The sequence below is a fragment of the Methylophaga thiooxydans DMS010 genome, from assembly GCF_000156355.1.
GTDB classification, from domain to species: domain Bacteria; phylum Pseudomonadota; class Gammaproteobacteria; order Nitrosococcales; family Methylophagaceae; genus Methylophaga; species Methylophaga thiooxydans.
In genome coordinates, this window is the sequence record NZ_GG657892.1 from 43,364 (window position 1) to 61,683 (window position 18,320).

Consider the following 18,320-nt stretch of genomic DNA (forward strand, 5'->3'; position numbering starts at 1 on the left):
GATATAACGATGAGACGTGTTGTTGTCACAGGATTAGGTATCACATCCTGTCTGGGGTTGGATGCCACAACGGTCACCGAGTCCTTACGTAACGGTAAATCTGGTATTCGCTTCAAGCAGGAATATGCAGATATGGGCTTTAGAAGCCATGTCGCCGGTACCATAGATATTGATTTTAAAGAGCATATAGATCGTAAAACATTACGATTTATGGGAGATGCGGCAGCGTATTCCTATATTTCGATGCAGCAGGCTATCGCGGACTCAGGGTTGAGTGACGAGCAGGTATCTAATGTTCGCACTGGTCTGATTATGGGATCGGGCGGCGCATCATCAGCAAATCAAGTTGAAGCGGCTGATATCTTGCGTGAGAAAGGCTTGAAGCGTATTGGGCCGTATCGTGTTACCCAAGTCATGGGTAGTACCACGTCAGCTTGTCTGGCAACACCCTTTAAAATTAAAGGCGTGAACTATTCTATGTCATCGGCCTGTGCGACCAGTGCGCATTGTATTGGTACCGCAATGGAACAAATCCAGCTAGGTAAACAAGATATTGTGTTTGCAGGTGGTGGTGAAGAAGAGCATTGGTCAATGAGCTCGCTCTTTGATGCGATGGGCGCATTATCGACCAAATATAACGAGTCACCAGAAAAAGCGTCTCGTGCTTATGATGCTGACCGTGATGGGTTTGTTATCGCAGGTGGTGGTGGTGTGTTGGTGCTGGAAGAGTATGAACACGCAAAAGCCCGTGGTGCCAAAATCTATGCTGAATTAACCGGCTATGGTGCAACGTCTGATGGTTACGATATGGTGGCACCTTCAGGTGAGGGCGCACAGCGTTGTATGGAACTGGCAATGTCGACCATTCGTGGCAAAGTCCAGTACATCAATGCACATGGCACTAGCACGCCAGTGGGTGACTTAGCAGAGCTAGGTGCGATTAAGAAAACCTTCGGTGATGATATTCCTTATGTGGGGTCAACCAAGTCATTGTCTGGCCATTCATTAGGTGCGGCCGGTGTTCAAGAAGCGATATACAGCTTACTGATGCTACAGGATGATTTCTTAGCGGCATCAGCGAATATTGAAACATTAGACCCTGAAGCAGAAGCAGTACCGATCTTGCGCGAGCGGGTGGATAATGCAGGTCTGACGACAGTCATGTCGAACAGTTTTGGTTTTGGTGGTACCAACGCCTGCCTGGTGTTCGAAAAACTCGAAGATTAAAATAAAAAGCCACCGAAAGGTGGCTTTTTTTTTATTGCAGATCGTCGTCGGTGACTGGGCCGCGTTTACCGGCAACAGCTTCTTGTATCAAGGCGATTAATTGATTTTTCTTATCGGGATCGTCTAAATATTTCGAACTGAAGGTGATGCCAAACTTATCTGCATATTGTTTTACCAGCATCACCAAAATTGTTTCGTCTTCCACTTTTATCTCCAGCTTAATACAATCATCTCATTATAACGCGTCGACATAACTTCAATGAAATTGCATTATCAACAATTGGGCGAGGGGCAACCTTTGCTGATTATTCACGGCTTGTTTGGCTCATCAGATAACTGGCGCAGCATGGCGCGTTACTTTTCGAAGTTCTTTCAGGTGATTAGTCTAGACCTTCGTAATCATGGTCAGTCACCACATAGTGAGAAACAAGATTTTACCTTGATGGCAGAAGATGTGAGGGCTTTATGTGACTCACTTGGTATAAGTAAAGCGCATGTGCTCGGCCATTCTTTGGGCGGTAAAGTAGCGATGCAATTTGCTGCACACTACCCGCAATCTGTGGATAAATTAGTGGTGGTAGATATCTCACCGCGGCAATATTTCAGTCAACATACCCCCATGATGGATACGATGATGGCATTGGATATGGACCAATACGCTTCGCGTAGCGAAATTGACGAGGCTTTATCTGCTAGCATCAGCGATAAAACAGTAAGACAGTTTTTATTAATGAATCTTCGAACGGATGAAAGTGGGTTTAGCTGGCGTATTAACTTACCGGCGCTGAAGCAAAACTATCAACAGTTAATGGCCCCGGTTTGTACGACAGCAGTGCTGGATATGCCTAGTCTGTTTGTTTACGGAGCGCTATCAGACTACGTTAATACACAGGACAGGACGCTGATACAACAGCATTTCACACAAGCAGAGTTTGTTGCCATTGAAAAGGCTGGTCACTGGGTCCACGCTGAAAAACCACAGCAATTTAAACAAATCGTTGAGGAGTTCTTACGCGATGCTTGAATCTAGTTTATTGGCGCAGTTGATTGCTTTTCGTAAAGACCGGGATTGGGAGCAGTTTCATACCCCTAAAGACGTGGCAATTTCTTTATCTATCGAAGCCGCAGAGCTTTTAGAGTGGTTTCAGTGGCGTAATCATGATGAAGTTGAGGCGATGCTTGAGAGTGATAAGCGCGAACATTTGGAAGACGAGATTGCTGATGTGGCCGTTTATCTGAGCTATTTATGTCATGACTTAGGTATTGACCTTAATCAGGCAGTTAAAAAGAAGATGGAAAAAAATGCTGCTAAATATCCTCCGGATAAAGTCAAAGGCCGTGCGGATAAATATAACGAATATTCATAAACGCGGGCTGTGATGCTAGCATTTAGCTTTTACTTGGCGCGGCAGTGCCGCATTCAGGAACAGATAAAATGAGTTCGATTGTTTTTTTGATTCAATGTACTGACCAAAAAGGTCTGGTAGCAGGCATTACCAGCTTCTTCGCCGAACGACAGTTTAATATTCTACATTGTCAGCAATACACCGATGTTGAGATCGGTCAGTATTTCATGCGCATTAAATTGGAAGATGAGGGAACATTGCCACACGAGCAGTTGGAAGCTGAGTTCGAGCGCTTTGCCCAAACTGTCAACCTCTCTTGGTCTGTACGGTACAGCGAAACGCCATACCGTGTTGCTTTATTGGTCACGCGTGCTTCACATTGCCCGTATGACTTGTTGTTGCGTGAGTACGAAGGTGAATTGAAATGTGATATTCCGCTGATTATTGGCAACCATAAAGATTTGGAGCAAATGGCTCGTCAGTTTGATAAACCGTTTTATCATTTACCGATAAGCAAGGAAACCAAACTGGAGCAGGAAGCCGCCATTAAAAAACTGCTTACCGAATACGATATCGATTTAGTGGTGATGGCGCGCTATATGCAAATTTTGTCAGAACAATTTGTGCAAGAATTTGCAGGTAAAGTCATTAATATTCATCATGGTTTCTTACCGGCATTCCAAGGTGCGCGACCTTACCACCAGGCCTATGAGCGTGGCGTTAAAATTATTGGTGCTACGGCTCACTATGCCACAGCAGATTTAGACGAGGGACCGATCATTGAGCAGGATGTACAGCGTGTCATGCACGACAATAGTCCTGAAGACTTAGTTATGGTGGGTAAAGATATCGAGCGTATGGTGTTAGCTCGTGCGGTTAAAGCGCATATCGAACATCGCATCATCATTAGTGGGCGCCGCACCATCGTTTTTTCTGAAGGTGCTTAACCGCGTAAGCTTACATCTAGGAACACAATCTTCATCTAGTTAGCGAGAGTATTCGATGACACAGCAAACCGTTATGATCACAGGTGCGACATCAGGTTTTGGTGAGGCCTGTGCGAAGCTATTTGCAAAACATGGTTGGAAGTTAATCCTGACTGGGCGACGACAGGAAAGGCTGAATAACCTACAGCAGCAGTTAGGTGGAGCAGAGCACGTTCACACCTGTTGTTTTGATATTACGGATCGTGATGCAGTAGAACGAGCCTTTACAGACTTACCTGCCAGGTTCAGTGCTATTGATGTGTTAGTAAATAATGCCGGTCTAGCCTTGGGCTTGGAGCCAGCTTACGAAACACAGTTGGATGACTGGGAAAAAATGGTCGATACCAACATCAAAGGACTTCTGTATTGCACGCGCAGCGTGTTGCCGAATATGATTAATCGTAAGGCAGGTTATATTATTAACATTGGCTCAGTAGCAGGAAACTGGCCATATCCGGGCGGTAATGTGTATTGTGCAACCAAAGCATTTGTCAGGCAGTTTTCCCTAGCGATACGTGCCGACTTGTTGGGTACTAATGTCAGAGTCAGTAATCTTGAACCGGGTAATGCCGAAACCGAATTTTCCAAGGTGCGATTTAAAGATGACGACGATAAAGCTGACAAAGTTTATCAAGGCACGATAGCGCTGAGCGCTACTGATATTGCAGATACGGTCTGGTGGCTGGTGAATACGCCAGCACACGTGAATGTGACCACGTTAGAACTGATGCCAACGCAACAGGCAAATGGCCCGATGGCATTCTATCGGGAATAAAAAAACCGCGCCTTGGCGCGGTTTTTCAGGTAATAACTAAAAGATTATGAAAACAGCCATGTTGTTGGATTAGGGTGTGGCTGATTCTGGTCAAGGTATTTCATTCCTTTGACACAGCGCACAATCAGCCAGACTAACCAAAACAGCAGAATGATGGCGCCAACGCCTGCAGACCACAAAAATATACCGCCAACAATCAGTAATAAGCCTATCCAGAATGTTCGGATTTGAAATTGGTAATGCGTTTGTAACCATGCAGGCGCATCACTTTTATGAACATAAGCAATGATGACGCCGATAACACCTAAAAACTGAACAATGATATTAACCAGCATTAACAGGTAAACCACTTTTGCTGTGCTCTGGCTGTTTTGAGCGTTGTCTGCCATTTTTGCCTATCCTTTTATTTGCCAAGCAAAACCTAATCTAACAAATTTATAGCAAACTGAAAGCAGTATCCAGTAACAACTACTGAATACTGCTCAATTCTGTATTAGCCGCCAAAGTCGAAACGGATACCGGTCATCAGTGCACGCCCGATAATTGGTGCATCATCCTTGAGGAAGCTTTGGTGACGACGGCCATCTTCATTCAGCAGGTTATGACCCTGAATATACAGTTCGCCACCTTTGAGGCTAGCCGGTTTCCAACGGGCATCCAAAGTAACCAGATTATAGCCATCCGTGTCAGATTCCAGTGCAGCAGAGTCGTTTTGTTTGAAGATATGACGGTAGTCCATGCTGAAGTCCCAGTCCTGATAGGCTGTATCAAAACCGATACCTAACCGTGCTGGGCTGATCCGTGGCAAGTTGTCGCCATCATCAAGCTTAGCTCGTACGATATCACCGGAAAAGCGCAGAGTCAGAGGCATATTGCCTTCAACCACATCCCAGGCAGCCGTAAATTCAGCACCGTAGAAACGCGCATCATCCTGTTGATTAAACACCAGCGTGTCATCATCAATCATCACCGCGTTACCACTGCCATCATCCATTGAGGCCAAGTAAATAAAGTCCTGCACATGGTTATAAAACAAGGTGGCATCAAAGCGGAATGGACCACTATGTCTATCCAGACCAATTTCAATATTGGTGTAGGTTTCTTCATCCAAGCCAACATCGCCAACTTCAACGGTACCTGATGCTGCGTGAGTCCCGAAAGCATATAATTGCTCGGCTGATGGGGCTCGTTCTGAACGGGTGAGAGACAGACGTAAATGATGCGTGTCACCGAGATCGATAATTGAACCGGCTGAGAGGCTGAACGGGGTAAAGCTACGATCACCGACATCGGCTTCCTGATGTAACTCATCACCACTTGGCAGATCGATATGGCGTTCTTCACCTAGTGTAGTGGGATCGGAACGGACATGATCGATACGTACAGCGAATTCCAAGCGGCCGAAATCAGTTAGTCTTTCTTCCAATACAAATAACCCCGCTGAACGGGTGTCGGTATCACGAATGTAGAAACCATCGCTATGCCCACCATGACCGTGACCGCCGTGACCTTCACCATCAGCACCAAACTCACGGTTATTGAGTTGCAGACCAATCACACCCTGCCACATGCCAATCGGATTGTGGACCAGTTCAAAGCGGGCTTCAGTTTCGTCGTTGGTGAATTCCATTTCAACTTCACGTTCTTCAAGTTCACCATCATGAAAATGAGCACCGATTTCCTGTTGATTGAATTCTGTATGCGATAACTTGATTCTCGCCGCGGTGAAGCCGGGGATGGGATCAATCAATTCACTACGGAAGTCGACGCGATCGAAATCGGCATGAATGCGTTCTTGTTCTTCCTCGTCTTCACCTAAAAAGGCTTCAGGGATACCGTAATCTGTGCGCCAGCGGCTATAGCCCAGCCCCGCGTTGCCCCAGTCACCTTTGAATAAACCGGTTACAGAGAAAGAGTCAGTGATCGCATCACTGTTTTGCAGCGTGTCCTTATCGCCTTCTGTCTGGCCGCGTTGTTGAAAACCATCAATATCAAAATCATGGCTGCGTCGCAGGCCATAGTCAGTACGCAACACAAAATTGTCGGTTACTGGTAGTTCCAGACCAATATTGCCTTGGCGCTCATCACCATTGTAGCCATAACCAAGTTGACCATGGACACGTGGCGCATCACCAAATTCTGGGTTGAAACGATTGCTTTTGACATTAATGACGCCGCCGGCTGCACCACTACCATAAAGCAGCGTAGCAGGGCCGCGGAAGACTTCAATTTGATCAGCACGAGAGGCATCGATCGCAACAGTATGATCGCCACCTTCACCAGAGACGTCCGCCGTTTTAAGGCCGTCGTCTAGCACCTGTACGCGAGAACCTTGTAAGCCCCTGATAACAGGACGGCCAACGCCAGGTCCAAAATCAGAGTTAGAAACGCCAGGCACCGTATCTAAGGTTTCCCCTAATGTTGCGCCACGCTGTTGATTAAGCTCATCGCCACTTAAAACAGTAACGGGTTGAACTAATTCATCGGGGCTTTTCGCGCCAAGTGGGTTTGCGGTGACCGTTAAACTGGGGATTTCGATAACATCGGCATTCGTGTCAGCGGCAATAGGGCTGGACAGCGGTAATGTAGATAAAACGCTACTGACCAACAGGACAGTATTTTTTTTGTTAAACATGTTGTTTCCTCATAACACAACAGATCGCTGCGATAAAATCGGAACGATAAAAACTTAATAGATGAGCTTGTGGTGGTTTATGAGAAAGAGGGTGGGCCGCGGATAGCGTGATGTGAACGCGTATTCGTTGGCAACGCGAAAACATAATGTGCGTGGTTGCTTGCAACGATAATGTGGCGTGGTGTGACGATGATATCTGGGCTGATATCTGCAACTGGCACATGGTTGATAGCATTTAAGCGTTCACACTGCGCATCGTCAGCGTGGAAAGCATGCTCTGCATCATGCCAGACCGCAAACGACTGCAACAACAGCACAATCGCTGCTAGCGCATAAAACCAGTGTCGTTTGTAGTGGGGATTAAACAAGATCGTGCCTAGTTGACCAGAAGTTTGAGCAGGAGAGTTTCATAAATTTCAGACAGCGTGTCAAGATCGGCGACCGAGACACATTCATCAATCTGGTGAATGGTAGCATTGAGCGGGCCGAGCTCAATCACTTGTGTACCGGTTGGAGCGATAAAGCGTCCATCGGAAGTGCCACCCGATGTAGAAAGCGTCGTTGGGTAACCTGTGACCTCGTGAATCGCGTTTTGCACGGCCTCTAATAGTTCACCACTTGCGGTACGAAACGGCTTACCCGAGAGTTCCCATTTCAGCTCATAGTCAAGTTGATGCGTATTGAGAATAGCTTCTACTCGCTGCTGTAATTCTTCGTGGGTTACCTCTGTCGAGAAACGGAAGTTAAAAATTAACTCCGCTGTACCTGGAATAACATTGGTGACGCCGGTTCCCGCATTCAAATTAGATACTTGAAAACTGGTGGGCGGAAAGTCAGCATTACCCTGATCCCATTCCACTGAACACAATTCTGTTAATGCCGGTGACATTAGATGAATGGGATTCTCTGCCAGATGTGGGTAAGCAATGTGGCCTTGTTTGCCTTTGACTGTAAGCCGCCCATTTAACGAGCCACGACGACCATTTTTAACAATATCACCGACTTTGTCGGTACTGGATGGTTCACCCACCAGACACCAGTCAATTTCTTCGCCACGGCTTTGTAAGGTTTCTACCACTTTGACGGTGCCATTCACCGCAGGACCTTCTTCATCACTGGTAATAAGAAAAGCGATGCTGCCCTCGTGTTCGGGGTGTTTTTTTACAAAGCGTTCGCAGGCCGTGACCATTGCAGCAATACTGCCTTTCATATCGGCAGCGCCGCGACCATAGAGCATGCCGTCAATCACGTCGGCATTAAATGGCGCGTGTGACCAGTTCTCAACCGGTCCTGTTGGCACGACATCTGTGTGACCGGCAAAGGCAATAACAGGCCCTGTATTGCCACGACGAAGCCACAGGTTATCAACGTCATCAAAACACATATGCTCAGCTTTGAAACCAAATGGTGCCAAACGATCAGACAGTAAAACCTGACAGCCTTTGTCTTCAGGCGTGACGCTGTCACGGCGGATCAGTTGTTGTGTTAAATCTAAGGTTTCAGACATCTCATTTTCCAAATAATATCGCGTAATCAGCTTCTTTAAATCCAACCGTGCACTGTTGTTCTGTCACGAGTACGGGACGTTTTATTAAAGTGGGATTCTCCAACATTAATGTGATGGCAGTTGCTTCATCTAGCTGATCTTTGCGCGGATCATCCAGTTTACGCCATGTTGTACCACGTTTATTCAGTAACGTTTCCCAATCCACGCTCTCGAGCCAAACGTTAATCGTTGCTTTATCCAGTCCATCCTGACGAAAATCATGGAAGTCAAATTCAAGGTTATTATCTGTCAGCCAGCGACGAGCCTTTTTGACGGTGTCACAATTCTTTATGCCGTAAATGATCATGTGATTTTTTAGGTCTGAATATTAAACGAGAAAAAATTTAGAATCATTCAGGGACGCTCCGTTTTTCAGAGCGTCCCTGTTGATTAATAAGCCGATGATTGTGGCTTAGATGTCACGCAGAAGTTCGTTGATACCGACTTTACCACGGGTTTTTTCGTCAACTTGTTTGACGATAACCGCACAGTACAAGCTGTAACTGCCATCTTTAGAAGGCAGGTTACCAGAAACCACAACAGAACCTGCAGGGATGCGGCCGTATGTGATTTCACCGGTCAGACGGTTGAAGATTTTGGTGCTTTGACCAATGTAGACGCCCATTGAGATCACTGAGCCTTCTTCCACAACAACACCTTCAACAACTTCTGAACGCGCACCGATAAAGCAGTTATCTTCAATAATAGTCGGGCCAGCTTGCAGTGGTTCTAATACACCACCGATACCAACGCCACCAGACAGGTGAACGTTTTTACCAATCTGAGCACAGCTACCGACGGTTGCCCAAGTATCAACCATAGTGCCGGAATCGACATAGGCACCAATGTTGACATAAGAAGGCATTAATACAACGCCCGGTGCGACATATGAACCGCGACGAACAGCAGCAGGTGGCACAACACGAACACCGGCTTTGTTGAAGTCATCTTCGTTAAAGCTGGCAAATTTAGGCTCTACCTTATCGAAGTAGTTAGTTTCGCCGCCTGGCATGATTTTGTTGTCGTTCAGACGAAATGACAGCAAAACGGCTTTTTTCAGCCATTGATTAACGACCCAGTCACCATTTTGCTTTTCTGCAACACGGGCAGTACCGTTATCCAGCATAGCCAAGGCTTCATTGACGGCATTTCTGACATCACTGTCTGCGTTCGCAGGGTTAATGTCTGCACGGCGTTCAAACGCCTCTTCGATAATTTGTTGAATATCGCTCATTGGGATCTCCATTGATTCAATTTATAAACTTTCTATAAGGCTGCGGATCCGCTCCGCAGCTTCAATACATTCTTCAAGCGGTGCAACCAAGGCCATGCGAACGCGATTGGCGCCTGGGTTACCCTTTGCTGTGTCACGCCCCAGATAACTACCTGGCAGAACGGTCACATGCTGCTGTTCAAATAACAGTCTGGCAAACTGGGTATCAGCGACCGGTGTTTCAGCCCACAAATAGAAACCTGCTTGAGGCATGCTCACATTCATTACTGGCGATAAGATTTCCAGTACTGCTTTGAATTTTTCCTGATACAACTCACGATTATGAACAACATGAGCTTCGTCACTCCATGCCGAAATAGAGGCAGCCTGAGTCGCTGGTGGCATTGAACAACCATGATAGGTTCGGTAACGCAGGAACTGTTTTAAAATAACAGCATCACCAGCAACAAAGCCACTCCGTAAACCGGGTGAGTTTGACCGTTTGGACAGACTATGAAAAACCACACAACGGCTTAAATCGGTATATCCAGCTTCATGAGCGGCTTCCAGTAAACCAACTGGCGCTTCAGCCGCGTCATCATAAATTTCTGAGTAACATTCATCGGCTGCAATCACAAAGTCATATTGGTGTGCCAATTCAATAAGCTGCGTCAACGTTGCTTTATCAATCACAGCACCCGTTGGGTTTCCAGGGCTACAGATGTAGAGTAACTGACAGCGTTTCCAGGTGGACTCTTCAACGGCATCAAAGTCTGGAATAAAGTTATTTTGCGCCGTGCAATTTAAATAAACCGGCTCTGCACCCGCCAAAATCGCCGCACCTTCGTAGATCTGATAAAACGGGTTAGGCATTAAGACGACTGGATCTTGACTGCGATCAATCACGGCCTGAGCAAAAGCAAACAGTGCTTCGCGTGTACCATTGACCGGTAAAACCTGACTGATGGCATTAATGTGGCCATCCAATTTGAAACGGTTATCCAGCCATGTCGCGATAGCATGACGCAGTTCATTTGTCCCTGCTGTTGTCGGATACGATGACAGTCCATGCAGGTGCGCAATCACGGCTTCTGTAATAAAGCCAGGTGTCGGGTGTTTAGGCTCACCAATTGACAAGGCAATATGCGGCTTGTCAGCAGGTGGTTCACAACCTTGTTTGAGTTGCGACAACTTTTCGAAAGGATAGGGATGAAGTTTCGCCAGTTCCGGATTCATAAAGACCAGGGATTAATGAAAAATCAGACCATTATAACGGGTTGGGTGCTTCTCGTGTTATAACCTCACGCCATGAACACAGTGAATAACAAAGAATATTATCTGGCCGTAGCGGCGATTTTGTTTTCCTCAGCGATGTGGGGACTCATTTGGTATCCCATGCGATTGCTGGAACAGGCGGGTATGCCCGTTGTCTGGACAATCCTGGTTGTTTATTTCGCTTCAGCAGTCGTTGCGACATTACAGCTATTATGGGTACGGAAAAGACTGACCACAGCATGGCCGCCCACACTCTGGTTTTTGGCCTTAGCGGCGGGTTTAACCAATATTTCATTTCTTGTCGCCCTTATTGAAGGCGAAGTATTACGGGTGATGTTGCTTTTTTATCTCTCACCTTTATGGTCTGTATTGCTAAGCCGCTGGTGGCTGGGGGAGCGTATTTCACGTCTATCCATGCTGATGATTTTGGTGGCAATGTCAGGCACCTTTATGATGCTGTGGCACCCAGAAGTAGGGCTGCCTTGGCCGCATGGTCCTGCAGACTGGTTAGCGTTATTTGCCAGCGTGATGTTTTCTGTCAATAACGTGCTTAGTCGCAAACTGGCGCAAGTGGCGATGGAAGTAAAAACAACGGTGGTTTACTGGGGCGTTGTTATGGTTGCCGTGGTGGTGCTGTTACTTAAGCAATCATCGGTTCCCGAGCTTCCTCTAAACCTATGGCTGGCCGTGATGGTCTTGGGTGGTTTGTGTTTTACCGCGATGACAATCAGCGTGCTCTATGGACTTGCCCGCATGCCCGTGTTTCGCTCTGCAATATTAATGTTGTTTGAATTACTCGTTGCCGCCGCGTCTGCATGGGCATTGACCAGTGAGAGAATGACCGTGGCAGAGTGGATAGGTGGCGCGCTTATTTTTGTTGCAGCTTATGGCATGGCAAAAAGTGGTAAAGACCATTGATGTTGGGCTTGAGGCGGGATCACGTTAAAATAATACATAAAGTTATCAACTATTCTGACGGCAGTGCTTGTCAGCGTTCTTATTTATCAATCAGGTCCAAACCATGATTAAATCTATTGCTCACGCCAGCTTTCTTGTTGAAGATGTGTCCCGGTCATTGACGTTTTACAGTGATATTTTGCAGATCCCCGTTAACCCCAATCGACCAGACTTTGCTTATGATGGGGCATGGCTGGATATTGGTGATAACGGCCAACAAATCCACTTAATGAAGCTACCGAACCCTGATTCTGTTGAGGGACGACCTGCCCATGGTGGTCGTGATCGTCATGTGGCTTTAGTGGTAGAAGATTTAGAAGCGTTAGCGCAACGACTGGAACAGGCAGGTTATGAATTTTCCCGAAGCAAGTCTGGTCGTGCGGCATTCTTTTGTCGTGATCCGGATGGTAACGCAATTGAGTTTTCAGAAGATTTCACGGCCCCAGCGCAACGCTAAAAGTTATCTGAAACGGTCAATCAAGGACTTACAGAGTTACCCACAAATTCTGTGGATAACTCTGTGATTAACTCTTGTGAAAATCGCTAAGTCATTATTCTGTAACAACACCGTCGGTGGTGGTTAAAAAAACAGCATTAAAATATAGCTATACAAAACAATGACTTAAAATTGTTCTGCATAGATTCAATGACTTAGCGAGGATAGTTATCATCAACTTGTAATAAAGCGTTTAACTGGTGATAACTTTTTCCCGAATTCGCTTAACGAGCCAATGCGGGTTGTTGCATCTCGTTGAAACGCTGATCTTCTTCACCGGTCGGTTGCTGACGTTGTTGTTCCAGATCCGTAAAGTTAAATAAATCTAAATCAGCCAGTTGTGACGGTGACAGGTTCTGGATACTGCGGAAGATATTTTCCAGTCGTCCTGGGTGCTCTTTTTCCCAGCCTTGTAGCATGTCTTTAATGACCTGACGTTGCAGGTTTTCTTGTGAGCCACATAGGTTGCAGGGAATAATGGGGAATTGCATTGCGTCAGAATATTTGACGATGTCGGACTCTTTGGCATAACACAGAGGGCGGATGACGATATTGGTTTTATCATCACTCAGCAGCTTAGGTGGCATCGCTTTGATTTTGCTGCCGTAGAACATGTTCAAAAACAACGTTTCAATAATGTCGTCGCGGTGATGACCTAATGCAATTTTGGTAATCCCATTTTGTCGAGCGTAACCATATAAAGAACCGCGACGCAGTCTTGAACAGATACCACAGGTGGTTTTACCCTCAGGCACGACTTCTTTGACAATGCTGTAGGTGTCTTTTTCAATAATGTGATAAGGCACACCGATAGACGCGAGATACTCCGGCAGTACGTGTTCTGGGAACCCCGGTTGTTTCTGATCTAAGTTCACGGCAATCAATTCAAAATTAATTGGCGCATGATCGCGGAGGTTAATCAGAATATCCAGCATGGTGTAGCTATCCTTACCACCGGATAAACAGACCATGACCTTGTCGCCATCCTGAATCATATTGTAGTCAGCAATTGCCTGACCAACATTACGCCGTAAACGCTTACGTAGTTTATTAAACTCGAGTTGTTGTTTTACTAATGTTTCATCTGTCATACGAGACCTGCAAAGGGTTGTACGGTAACGATAGTGCCGGGATTTATGCCATCACATTCTTCATCCAGTAAGATGAAGCAGTTGGCGACGCTCATTGAGCGTAAAATACCGGAACCTTGTTGACCGGTGGTGCGAACCTTGAGTTCGCCCCGTTCATTTTCAAAGAGAATACCGCGCTGAAACTCAAACCGACCGGGTCGTTTACGAATAGCGCTTTCTGTCTGTACTTGCATTAAAGGCAGCGGCTGTGGATTTTCACCTGCCATCTTTCTCAACGCGGGTTGCACAAATTGATAAAAGGTCACCATCACGGAGACGGGGTTGCCGGGCAGGCCAAAAAACAAGGCATCTTGTATTTTACCAAATGCCAATGGGCGACCGGGCTTCATTGCGATTTTCCAGAAGTTGACTTCGCCAAGTTCAGCGAGCATTTCTTTGACGTAATCGGCATCACCCACGGAGACACCCCCTGAGGTAATGACAACATCGGCTTCTGCCGCCGCCTGTTGTAATGCAGACTTCAGTGCGGCTTTATTATCAGGTACCACACCCATATCAAGCACATCGGCATCCAAGCGCTTTAACATGCCATAGAGCGTGTAGCGATTGCTGTCGTAGATTTGTCCGGCTTCCAGTGATTCACCAATCGAGCGTAATTCATCACCGGTGGAGAAGAAAGCAACGCGTAAACGACGTTTGGTGATGACTTCTGCGATACCCAATGAGGCTATCAAACCCATATCAGCAGGCGTAATACGATGACCTGCGGGCAATACCGAGTCACCTTGCTGAATATCTTCACCCGCCATGCGAACATTTTGTCCCGGGTTTTGCGTACCGTGGACGGTAATGCTGTGACCATCAACAGCAACATGTTCTTGCATAATGACAGTGTCACATTCAGGCGGCATCATGGCGCCGGTCATGATGCGTACACAGTCACCTTTAGCGACTTGGCCGATATAAGGTTGACCTGCATAAGCAATACCGACTTGGGTCAGTGTAAAGCTATCTGCTTGTATATCACTACTATGCATAGCATAACCATCCATAGCAGAGTTGTTATGTGGCGGTACCTGTATTGGCGATTTTATCGGCTGGTGTAAAACATGGCCCAATGCCTCACGCAGAGCAAGTTTTTGCCAACTGCTGATAGGTAGCAATAAGGTATCGATATGAGCGCGTGCTTGTTCGACATTGAGACTTTGTTGGTCTTGTGGATCAGCACAACTCGGTTGCGGCGTAAATTCAGCCATAATTAGGCGGTCCAAGAAGAAATAAAGTGGTTAATATAATCAGCCATGGCAGCGATATCATTAATATCCAATGTGTCCAATTGCGCGGTATTGGTTAACGTTTCGTCACTTGCAATCGCAATGATATGAGGATCATCCCTGAATAACAGTGGTTTTCCAAGGCTGGGACGGTGTAATTCGATTTTAGGGATCGCTTCATGCTTAAACCCCTCGACCAAAATCAAATCCAGTTTAGCCATATCCAATCTGGGCAATAAAGCTGACAGTATCGGGTCGTTATCGCTATTTTGCTTTTCCATCAGTGCCATCATTTTTGATGATGCGATCAACATTTGCTGCGCACCGGCCTCACGAATTACATAGCTATCCTTACCGGGCTTATCAATATCAAAGTTGTGATGAGCATGCTTGATGACGGCCACACGAAGACGACGTTTATTTAGCTCAGGCAATAGTTTGGTCAGTAAGGTTGTTTTTCCCGTGCCACTGAACGCAGAGAAACCTATCATGGGGACGGGCGATTTTGTGGCAAGTGGCTGTTGTAAGTCTTCCGGGTGATTAAAGTTAACAAACGTTTCAGGCTGGTCTGAAAAGTCTACTTCTGCCATTTTGTGTTGTGCTAGCCAACGGTCAATCTTGCGTTCGCCTTGTTCCAGAAAACTGTTGAGACTGTCTTTGAGTCGGGTAGGAATCAAACAAAAAACAGGTTGTAGACGATCGCCATCACTGGCAACGGCGACATCGCTTTGTGTCAGTAATAAGGTTTCCATCATGCGCTGGCGTAGTTGTTTGGAAATACTGGGACAATCACAGGGTGCAGTGAGAATAAAGTCAGTTTCAACCTGTTCCATCGCGGTTAACATTCCAGCCAAAGGCCCATGAAAGCCTTCAATAGAATCTTGAGTAACGGGATAACCGAAGGATTGGTACTGGTCAATATGACGATTAGCGTTAATAATGAGCGTATCGACTTGTGGCTGCATTGCCTGAATAGCATAGTGCACCATAGGCTGCTGCTGATAAAGCATTAGACCTTTATCAGCACCGCCCATGCGGCGAGCTTGGCCACCGGCTAAAATGACGCCCGTCACGGAAGGGTTGATTTGTACACTCATTTTACTGCTTGCCTGAACCTGATTAATGTGGAAAAAAGTCATGGCTAAATATTGGTTTACCGCGCTTATTATACTGTTAAATAGCATTACAGCATTGGCTGATGAATTGGATATTGTTGTGCTTGGCTTATTTGCCGGACAAGCGGTGGTTGAAGTCAATGGCCAACAGCATCTGCTAAAAGTCGGCAGTGTCACCCCCGAGGGACTTAAGTTGATCTCGGCTACCAGTAATGAAGCTGTAATGGAAATTAACGGTACACAACAAAAATTTCAATTGGGAAACCGAGTAAGTAGTAATTTTTCAGCAGCAACTGCGCAGCCGAAAGTTAGTGTATGGCCTAAAAATGGTATGTACTTAACGACTGGCACAGTCAATGGGTATAGTGTCGACTTTCTAGTTGATACAGGGGCAAGCAGTATCGCCTTAAATGCAGCCACTGCAGAACGCCTGGGTATCGATTTTTATCGTGGTGAACGGATTGGTATTCGTACCGCATCGGGAAGAGGCATGGCTTATCGTGTCGTCTTAGATTATGTGCAGTTAGATGAAATCAAACTCTACAACGTAGAAGCTGTGGTACTTGATGGGGAGGAGCCATCACCAGCTCTGCTGGGTATGTCTTTCTTGGGGCAATTAGATATCCAGCACAATGGTGAACGGCTGGACTTACAACAAAAATATTAATTAAAAAAAAGCCCGGATAAACCGGGCTTTTTTTACTTTTTTCTTTGTTATCAATCGAAGCCTTTGCTGATTAAGGCGTAAGCTGAGTGATTATGTATTGATTCAAAGTTTTCTGACTCAACGGTGTAGGCATTAATACGGTCGTCTTCGTTCAGTTTTGCAGCAATGTCACGCACCATATCTTCCACAAACTTAGGATTATCATAAGCACGCTCGGTGACGTATTTTTCATCCGGGCGTTTCAACAAACCGTAGATTTCACATGAGGCTTGTTTCTCAACCAGATCAATCAGATCTTCAATCCAGATAAAGCTGTCAACACGAACGGTTAATGTCACGTGTGAACGTTGATTATGTGCGCCGTAATCAGAGATGTTTTTCGAACATGGGCACAAGCTTGTAACTGGCACAACGACTTTAACAGTCATTGCGGTATCTTTACCTGTGATTTCACCGATGAAGCTAACATCGTAATCCATCAGGCTGCGCACTTTTGAAATGGGCGCTTCCTTATTGACGAAATAAGGGAAATTCATTTCGACATAACCTGATTCAGCATCAAGGCGTTCTGTCATTTCGCCCAGCATTTTACGGAATGATTTAACCGTAATTTCATCTTCATGCTGATTCAGAATTTCAACAAAACGTGACATGTGTGTGCCTTTGAAATGGTGCGGCAGATTCACATACATGTTGAAATTAGCAATTGTGTGCTGTTCACCCTTAGTACGGTCACTCACTTTGACCGGGTGTTTGATATCTTTGATACCAACTTTATCAATCGCAATTTGACGTTTATCAGCAATATTCTGAACGTCTTCGATTTCGTCGTTTTTAGTGCTTGCTGGGGTAGTACTCATTCAATTATTCCTCGCTATATTTCACACAGGCGCGATCGGTTTCCCATAAGGTGACGCCTGAAATCTTGGCTGTTTCATTGTTGAGTGTGCCACTCAGCTTTTGATAAAAATACTGGGCGATGTTCTCAGCGGTTGGATTGACGGTATCAAAGGGGGGGATATCGTTCAGATACCGATGATCCAAGGTTTTAGCCAACTCACGGGCAGCAGTTTTAATGGTCTTGAAATCCATGCCCATGCCATGCTCATTGAGCGCGGTGGCGGTAACCTCAACTTCCAGTTTCCAGTTGTGGCCGTGCATGCGACTGCAGTCACCTGGATACTCTCTAAGGGTGTGTGCTGAAGCAAAATCGGCCAAGATTTTAAGGGTATAAGTTGCGCTCATATTGTTGACTATTATACTCAGGAATTGTTCTCGAGAACAGGGTATTATGCCGGAAAGTATCGATTAATCACATCGATAATTCCGTTTGCATCCAGTCCACAATCAGACAACATCTGTTTGTGTACACCGTGATCGATGAATTTATCAGGTAATCCCATCAATCTAATCGCGACGTCATGCCCGATTTCACGCAGATATTCATTGACGGCACTGCCAGCACCACCCATGACCGCATTTTCCTCAATGGTGATAAGTAAATCATGTTCATCAGCAAGTTGACGGATAAGCGTGGTATCCAAGGGTTTAACAAATCGCATATTCACAACGCTAGCGTCAATCTGCTGCGCGGCCTGTTCAGCGGCATCGACTAAACTGCCAAATGCAAGAATAGCGACTTTTTTACCCTTGCGGCGCAATTCCGCTTTGCCTATTTCAAGCGTGTTCAAAGCAGGTTCAATGTCGCGTCCAATAC

General features: G+C 46.0%; 22 protein-coding genes. 8 read left to right on the forward strand and 14 right to left on the reverse strand.

The annotated features are described in order from the left end of the window. Positions 1-9: 9 nt before the first annotated feature. Positions 10-1,227, forward strand: a complete 1,218-nt coding sequence (gene fabB, locus MDMS009_RS04185; RefSeq protein ID WP_008290584.1) for a beta-ketoacyl-ACP synthase I — start codon at positions 10-12, stop codon at positions 1,225-1,227. Positions 1,228-1,258: 31 nt separating this feature from the next. On the opposite strand, the gene MDMS009_RS16390 is transcribed toward fabB, so the two are convergent. Then, positions 1,259-1,432 carry a hypothetical protein gene (locus MDMS009_RS16390; RefSeq protein WP_008290667.1) on the reverse strand — a complete coding sequence of 58 codons (174 nt, stop codon included), beginning with the start codon at positions 1,430-1,432 and terminating at the stop codon, positions 1,259-1,261. Positions 1,433-1,486: 54 nt separating this feature from the next. Between MDMS009_RS16390 and MDMS009_RS04190 the strand changes: the two genes are divergently transcribed. The 4 genes from MDMS009_RS04190 to MDMS009_RS04205 all read left to right on the forward strand — a co-directional run bounded on the left by MDMS009_RS04190 (position 1,487) and on the right by MDMS009_RS04205 (position 4,334). Beyond that, positions 1,487-2,251, forward strand: coding sequence for an alpha/beta fold hydrolase (locus tag MDMS009_RS04190; RefSeq protein WP_008290677.1), 765 nt, complete (start codon positions 1,487-1,489; stop codon positions 2,249-2,251). Next, positions 2,244-2,594, forward strand: coding sequence for a nucleotide pyrophosphohydrolase (locus MDMS009_RS04195; protein ID WP_008290593.1), 351 nt, complete (start codon positions 2,244-2,246; stop codon positions 2,592-2,594). The genes MDMS009_RS04190 and MDMS009_RS04195 overlap by 8 nt, the downstream gene beginning before the upstream one ends. A 68-nt stretch (positions 2,595-2,662) precedes the next feature. Next, a complete protein-coding gene (gene purU, locus MDMS009_RS04200) occupies positions 2,663-3,520 on the forward strand; it encodes a formyltetrahydrofolate deformylase (protein ID WP_008290629.1) in 858 nt (285 codons plus the stop codon). A gap of 55 nt (positions 3,521-3,575) precedes the next feature. Next, the gene (locus MDMS009_RS04205; RefSeq protein WP_008290659.1) at positions 3,576-4,334 is read left to right on the forward strand and encodes an SDR family oxidoreductase; all 759 of its coding nucleotides are present in this window, start codon (positions 3,576-3,578) and stop codon (positions 4,332-4,334) included. 44 nt (positions 4,335-4,378) lie between these two features. Here the strand turns inward: MDMS009_RS04205 and MDMS009_RS04210 are convergent, their stop codons facing one another. The 7 genes from MDMS009_RS04210 to dapC form a co-directional block, all read right to left on the reverse strand. Then, on the reverse strand, positions 4,379-4,723 hold the full coding sequence (locus tag MDMS009_RS04210; protein WP_008290570.1) for a DUF4870 family protein: 345 nt from the start codon (positions 4,721-4,723) through the stop codon (positions 4,379-4,381). Between the two features lie 104 nt (positions 4,724-4,827). Beyond that, complete coding sequence (locus tag MDMS009_RS04215; protein WP_008290549.1) at positions 4,828-6,969, reverse strand: TonB-dependent receptor; 2,142 nt, start codon at positions 6,967-6,969, stop codon at positions 4,828-4,830. Between the two features lie 77 nt (positions 6,970-7,046). Then, positions 7,047-7,337: a hypothetical protein gene (locus tag MDMS009_RS04220; RefSeq protein ID WP_043887914.1), complete on the reverse strand. Its 291-nt coding sequence runs from the start codon at positions 7,335-7,337 to the stop codon at positions 7,047-7,049. 8 nt (positions 7,338-7,345) lie between these two features. Beyond that, positions 7,346-8,476: a succinyl-diaminopimelate desuccinylase gene (gene dapE / locus MDMS009_RS04225; protein WP_043887915.1), complete on the reverse strand. Its 1,131-nt coding sequence runs from the start codon at positions 8,474-8,476 to the stop codon at positions 7,346-7,348. A gap of 1 nt (position 8,477) precedes the next feature. After that, on the reverse strand, positions 8,478-8,822 hold the full coding sequence (locus tag MDMS009_RS04230) for an ArsC family reductase (RefSeq protein WP_008290607.1): 345 nt from the start codon (positions 8,820-8,822) through the stop codon (positions 8,478-8,480). A 105-nt stretch (positions 8,823-8,927) separates the two neighbouring features. After that, entirely contained in the window at positions 8,928-9,749 is an 822-nt protein-coding gene (gene dapD / locus MDMS009_RS04235) for a 2,3,4,5-tetrahydropyridine-2,6-dicarboxylate N-succinyltransferase (protein WP_008290621.1), read from the reverse strand. A 21-nt stretch (positions 9,750-9,770) separates the two neighbouring features. Then, on the reverse strand, positions 9,771-10,964 hold the full coding sequence (dapC, locus tag MDMS009_RS04240) for a succinyldiaminopimelate transaminase (RefSeq protein ID WP_008290544.1): 1,194 nt from the start codon (positions 10,962-10,964) through the stop codon (positions 9,771-9,773). 72 nt (positions 10,965-11,036) lie between these two features. Here dapC and MDMS009_RS04245 point away from each other — a divergent pair, with 72 nt between their 5' ends. Together MDMS009_RS04245 and MDMS009_RS04250 are read left to right on the forward strand one after the other, a co-directional pair. Continuing rightward, positions 11,037-11,921, forward strand: coding sequence for a DMT family transporter (locus MDMS009_RS04245; RefSeq protein WP_008290563.1), 885 nt, complete (start codon positions 11,037-11,039; stop codon positions 11,919-11,921). Positions 11,922-12,024: 103 nt separating this feature from the next. Beyond that, complete coding sequence (locus MDMS009_RS04250) at positions 12,025-12,417, forward strand: VOC family protein (RefSeq protein WP_008290568.1); 393 nt, start codon at positions 12,025-12,027, stop codon at positions 12,415-12,417. A 263-nt stretch (positions 12,418-12,680) separates the two neighbouring features. On the opposite strand, the gene ttcA is transcribed toward MDMS009_RS04250, so the two are convergent. The 3 genes from ttcA to mobA are packed head-to-tail and all read right to left on the reverse strand — an operon-like array spanning position 12,681 to position 15,918. Continuing rightward, on the reverse strand, positions 12,681-13,547 hold the full coding sequence (ttcA, locus tag MDMS009_RS04255; protein ID WP_008290589.1) for a tRNA 2-thiocytidine(32) synthetase TtcA: 867 nt from the start codon (positions 13,545-13,547) through the stop codon (positions 12,681-12,683). Beyond that, positions 13,544-14,803, reverse strand: coding sequence for a molybdopterin molybdotransferase MoeA (moeA, locus tag MDMS009_RS04260; RefSeq protein WP_008290595.1), 1,260 nt, complete (start codon positions 14,801-14,803; stop codon positions 13,544-13,546). Before moeA ends, ttcA begins: the two co-directional genes overlap by 4 nt. Before the next feature lie 2 nt (positions 14,804-14,805). Beyond that, positions 14,806-15,918: a molybdenum cofactor guanylyltransferase MobA gene (gene mobA, locus MDMS009_RS04265; protein WP_008290583.1), complete on the reverse strand. Its 1,113-nt coding sequence runs from the start codon at positions 15,916-15,918 to the stop codon at positions 14,806-14,808. Positions 15,919-15,943: 25 nt separating this feature from the next. Between mobA and MDMS009_RS04270 the strand changes: the two genes are divergently transcribed. Next, positions 15,944-16,603: a retropepsin-like aspartic protease family protein gene (locus MDMS009_RS04270; protein WP_008290672.1), complete on the forward strand. Its 660-nt coding sequence runs from the start codon at positions 15,944-15,946 to the stop codon at positions 16,601-16,603. A 50-nt stretch (positions 16,604-16,653) separates the two neighbouring features. Here MDMS009_RS04270 and folE2 read toward each other — a convergent pair whose 3' ends face one another. The 3 genes from folE2 to MDMS009_RS16475 all read right to left on the reverse strand — a co-directional run. Further along, complete coding sequence (folE2, locus tag MDMS009_RS04275) at positions 16,654-17,463, reverse strand: GTP cyclohydrolase FolE2 (protein ID WP_008290683.1); 810 nt, start codon at positions 17,461-17,463, stop codon at positions 16,654-16,656. A gap of 4 nt (positions 17,464-17,467) precedes the next feature. Beyond that, on the reverse strand, positions 17,468-17,848 hold the full coding sequence (gene queD / locus MDMS009_RS04280) for a 6-carboxytetrahydropterin synthase QueD (protein WP_081443595.1): 381 nt from the start codon (positions 17,846-17,848) through the stop codon (positions 17,468-17,470). Positions 17,849-17,892: 44 nt separating this feature from the next. Then, positions 17,893-18,320: transketolase C-terminal domain-containing protein (locus MDMS009_RS16475; protein WP_272941070.1), on the reverse strand; the 428-nt coding region annotated here is incomplete at its 5' end.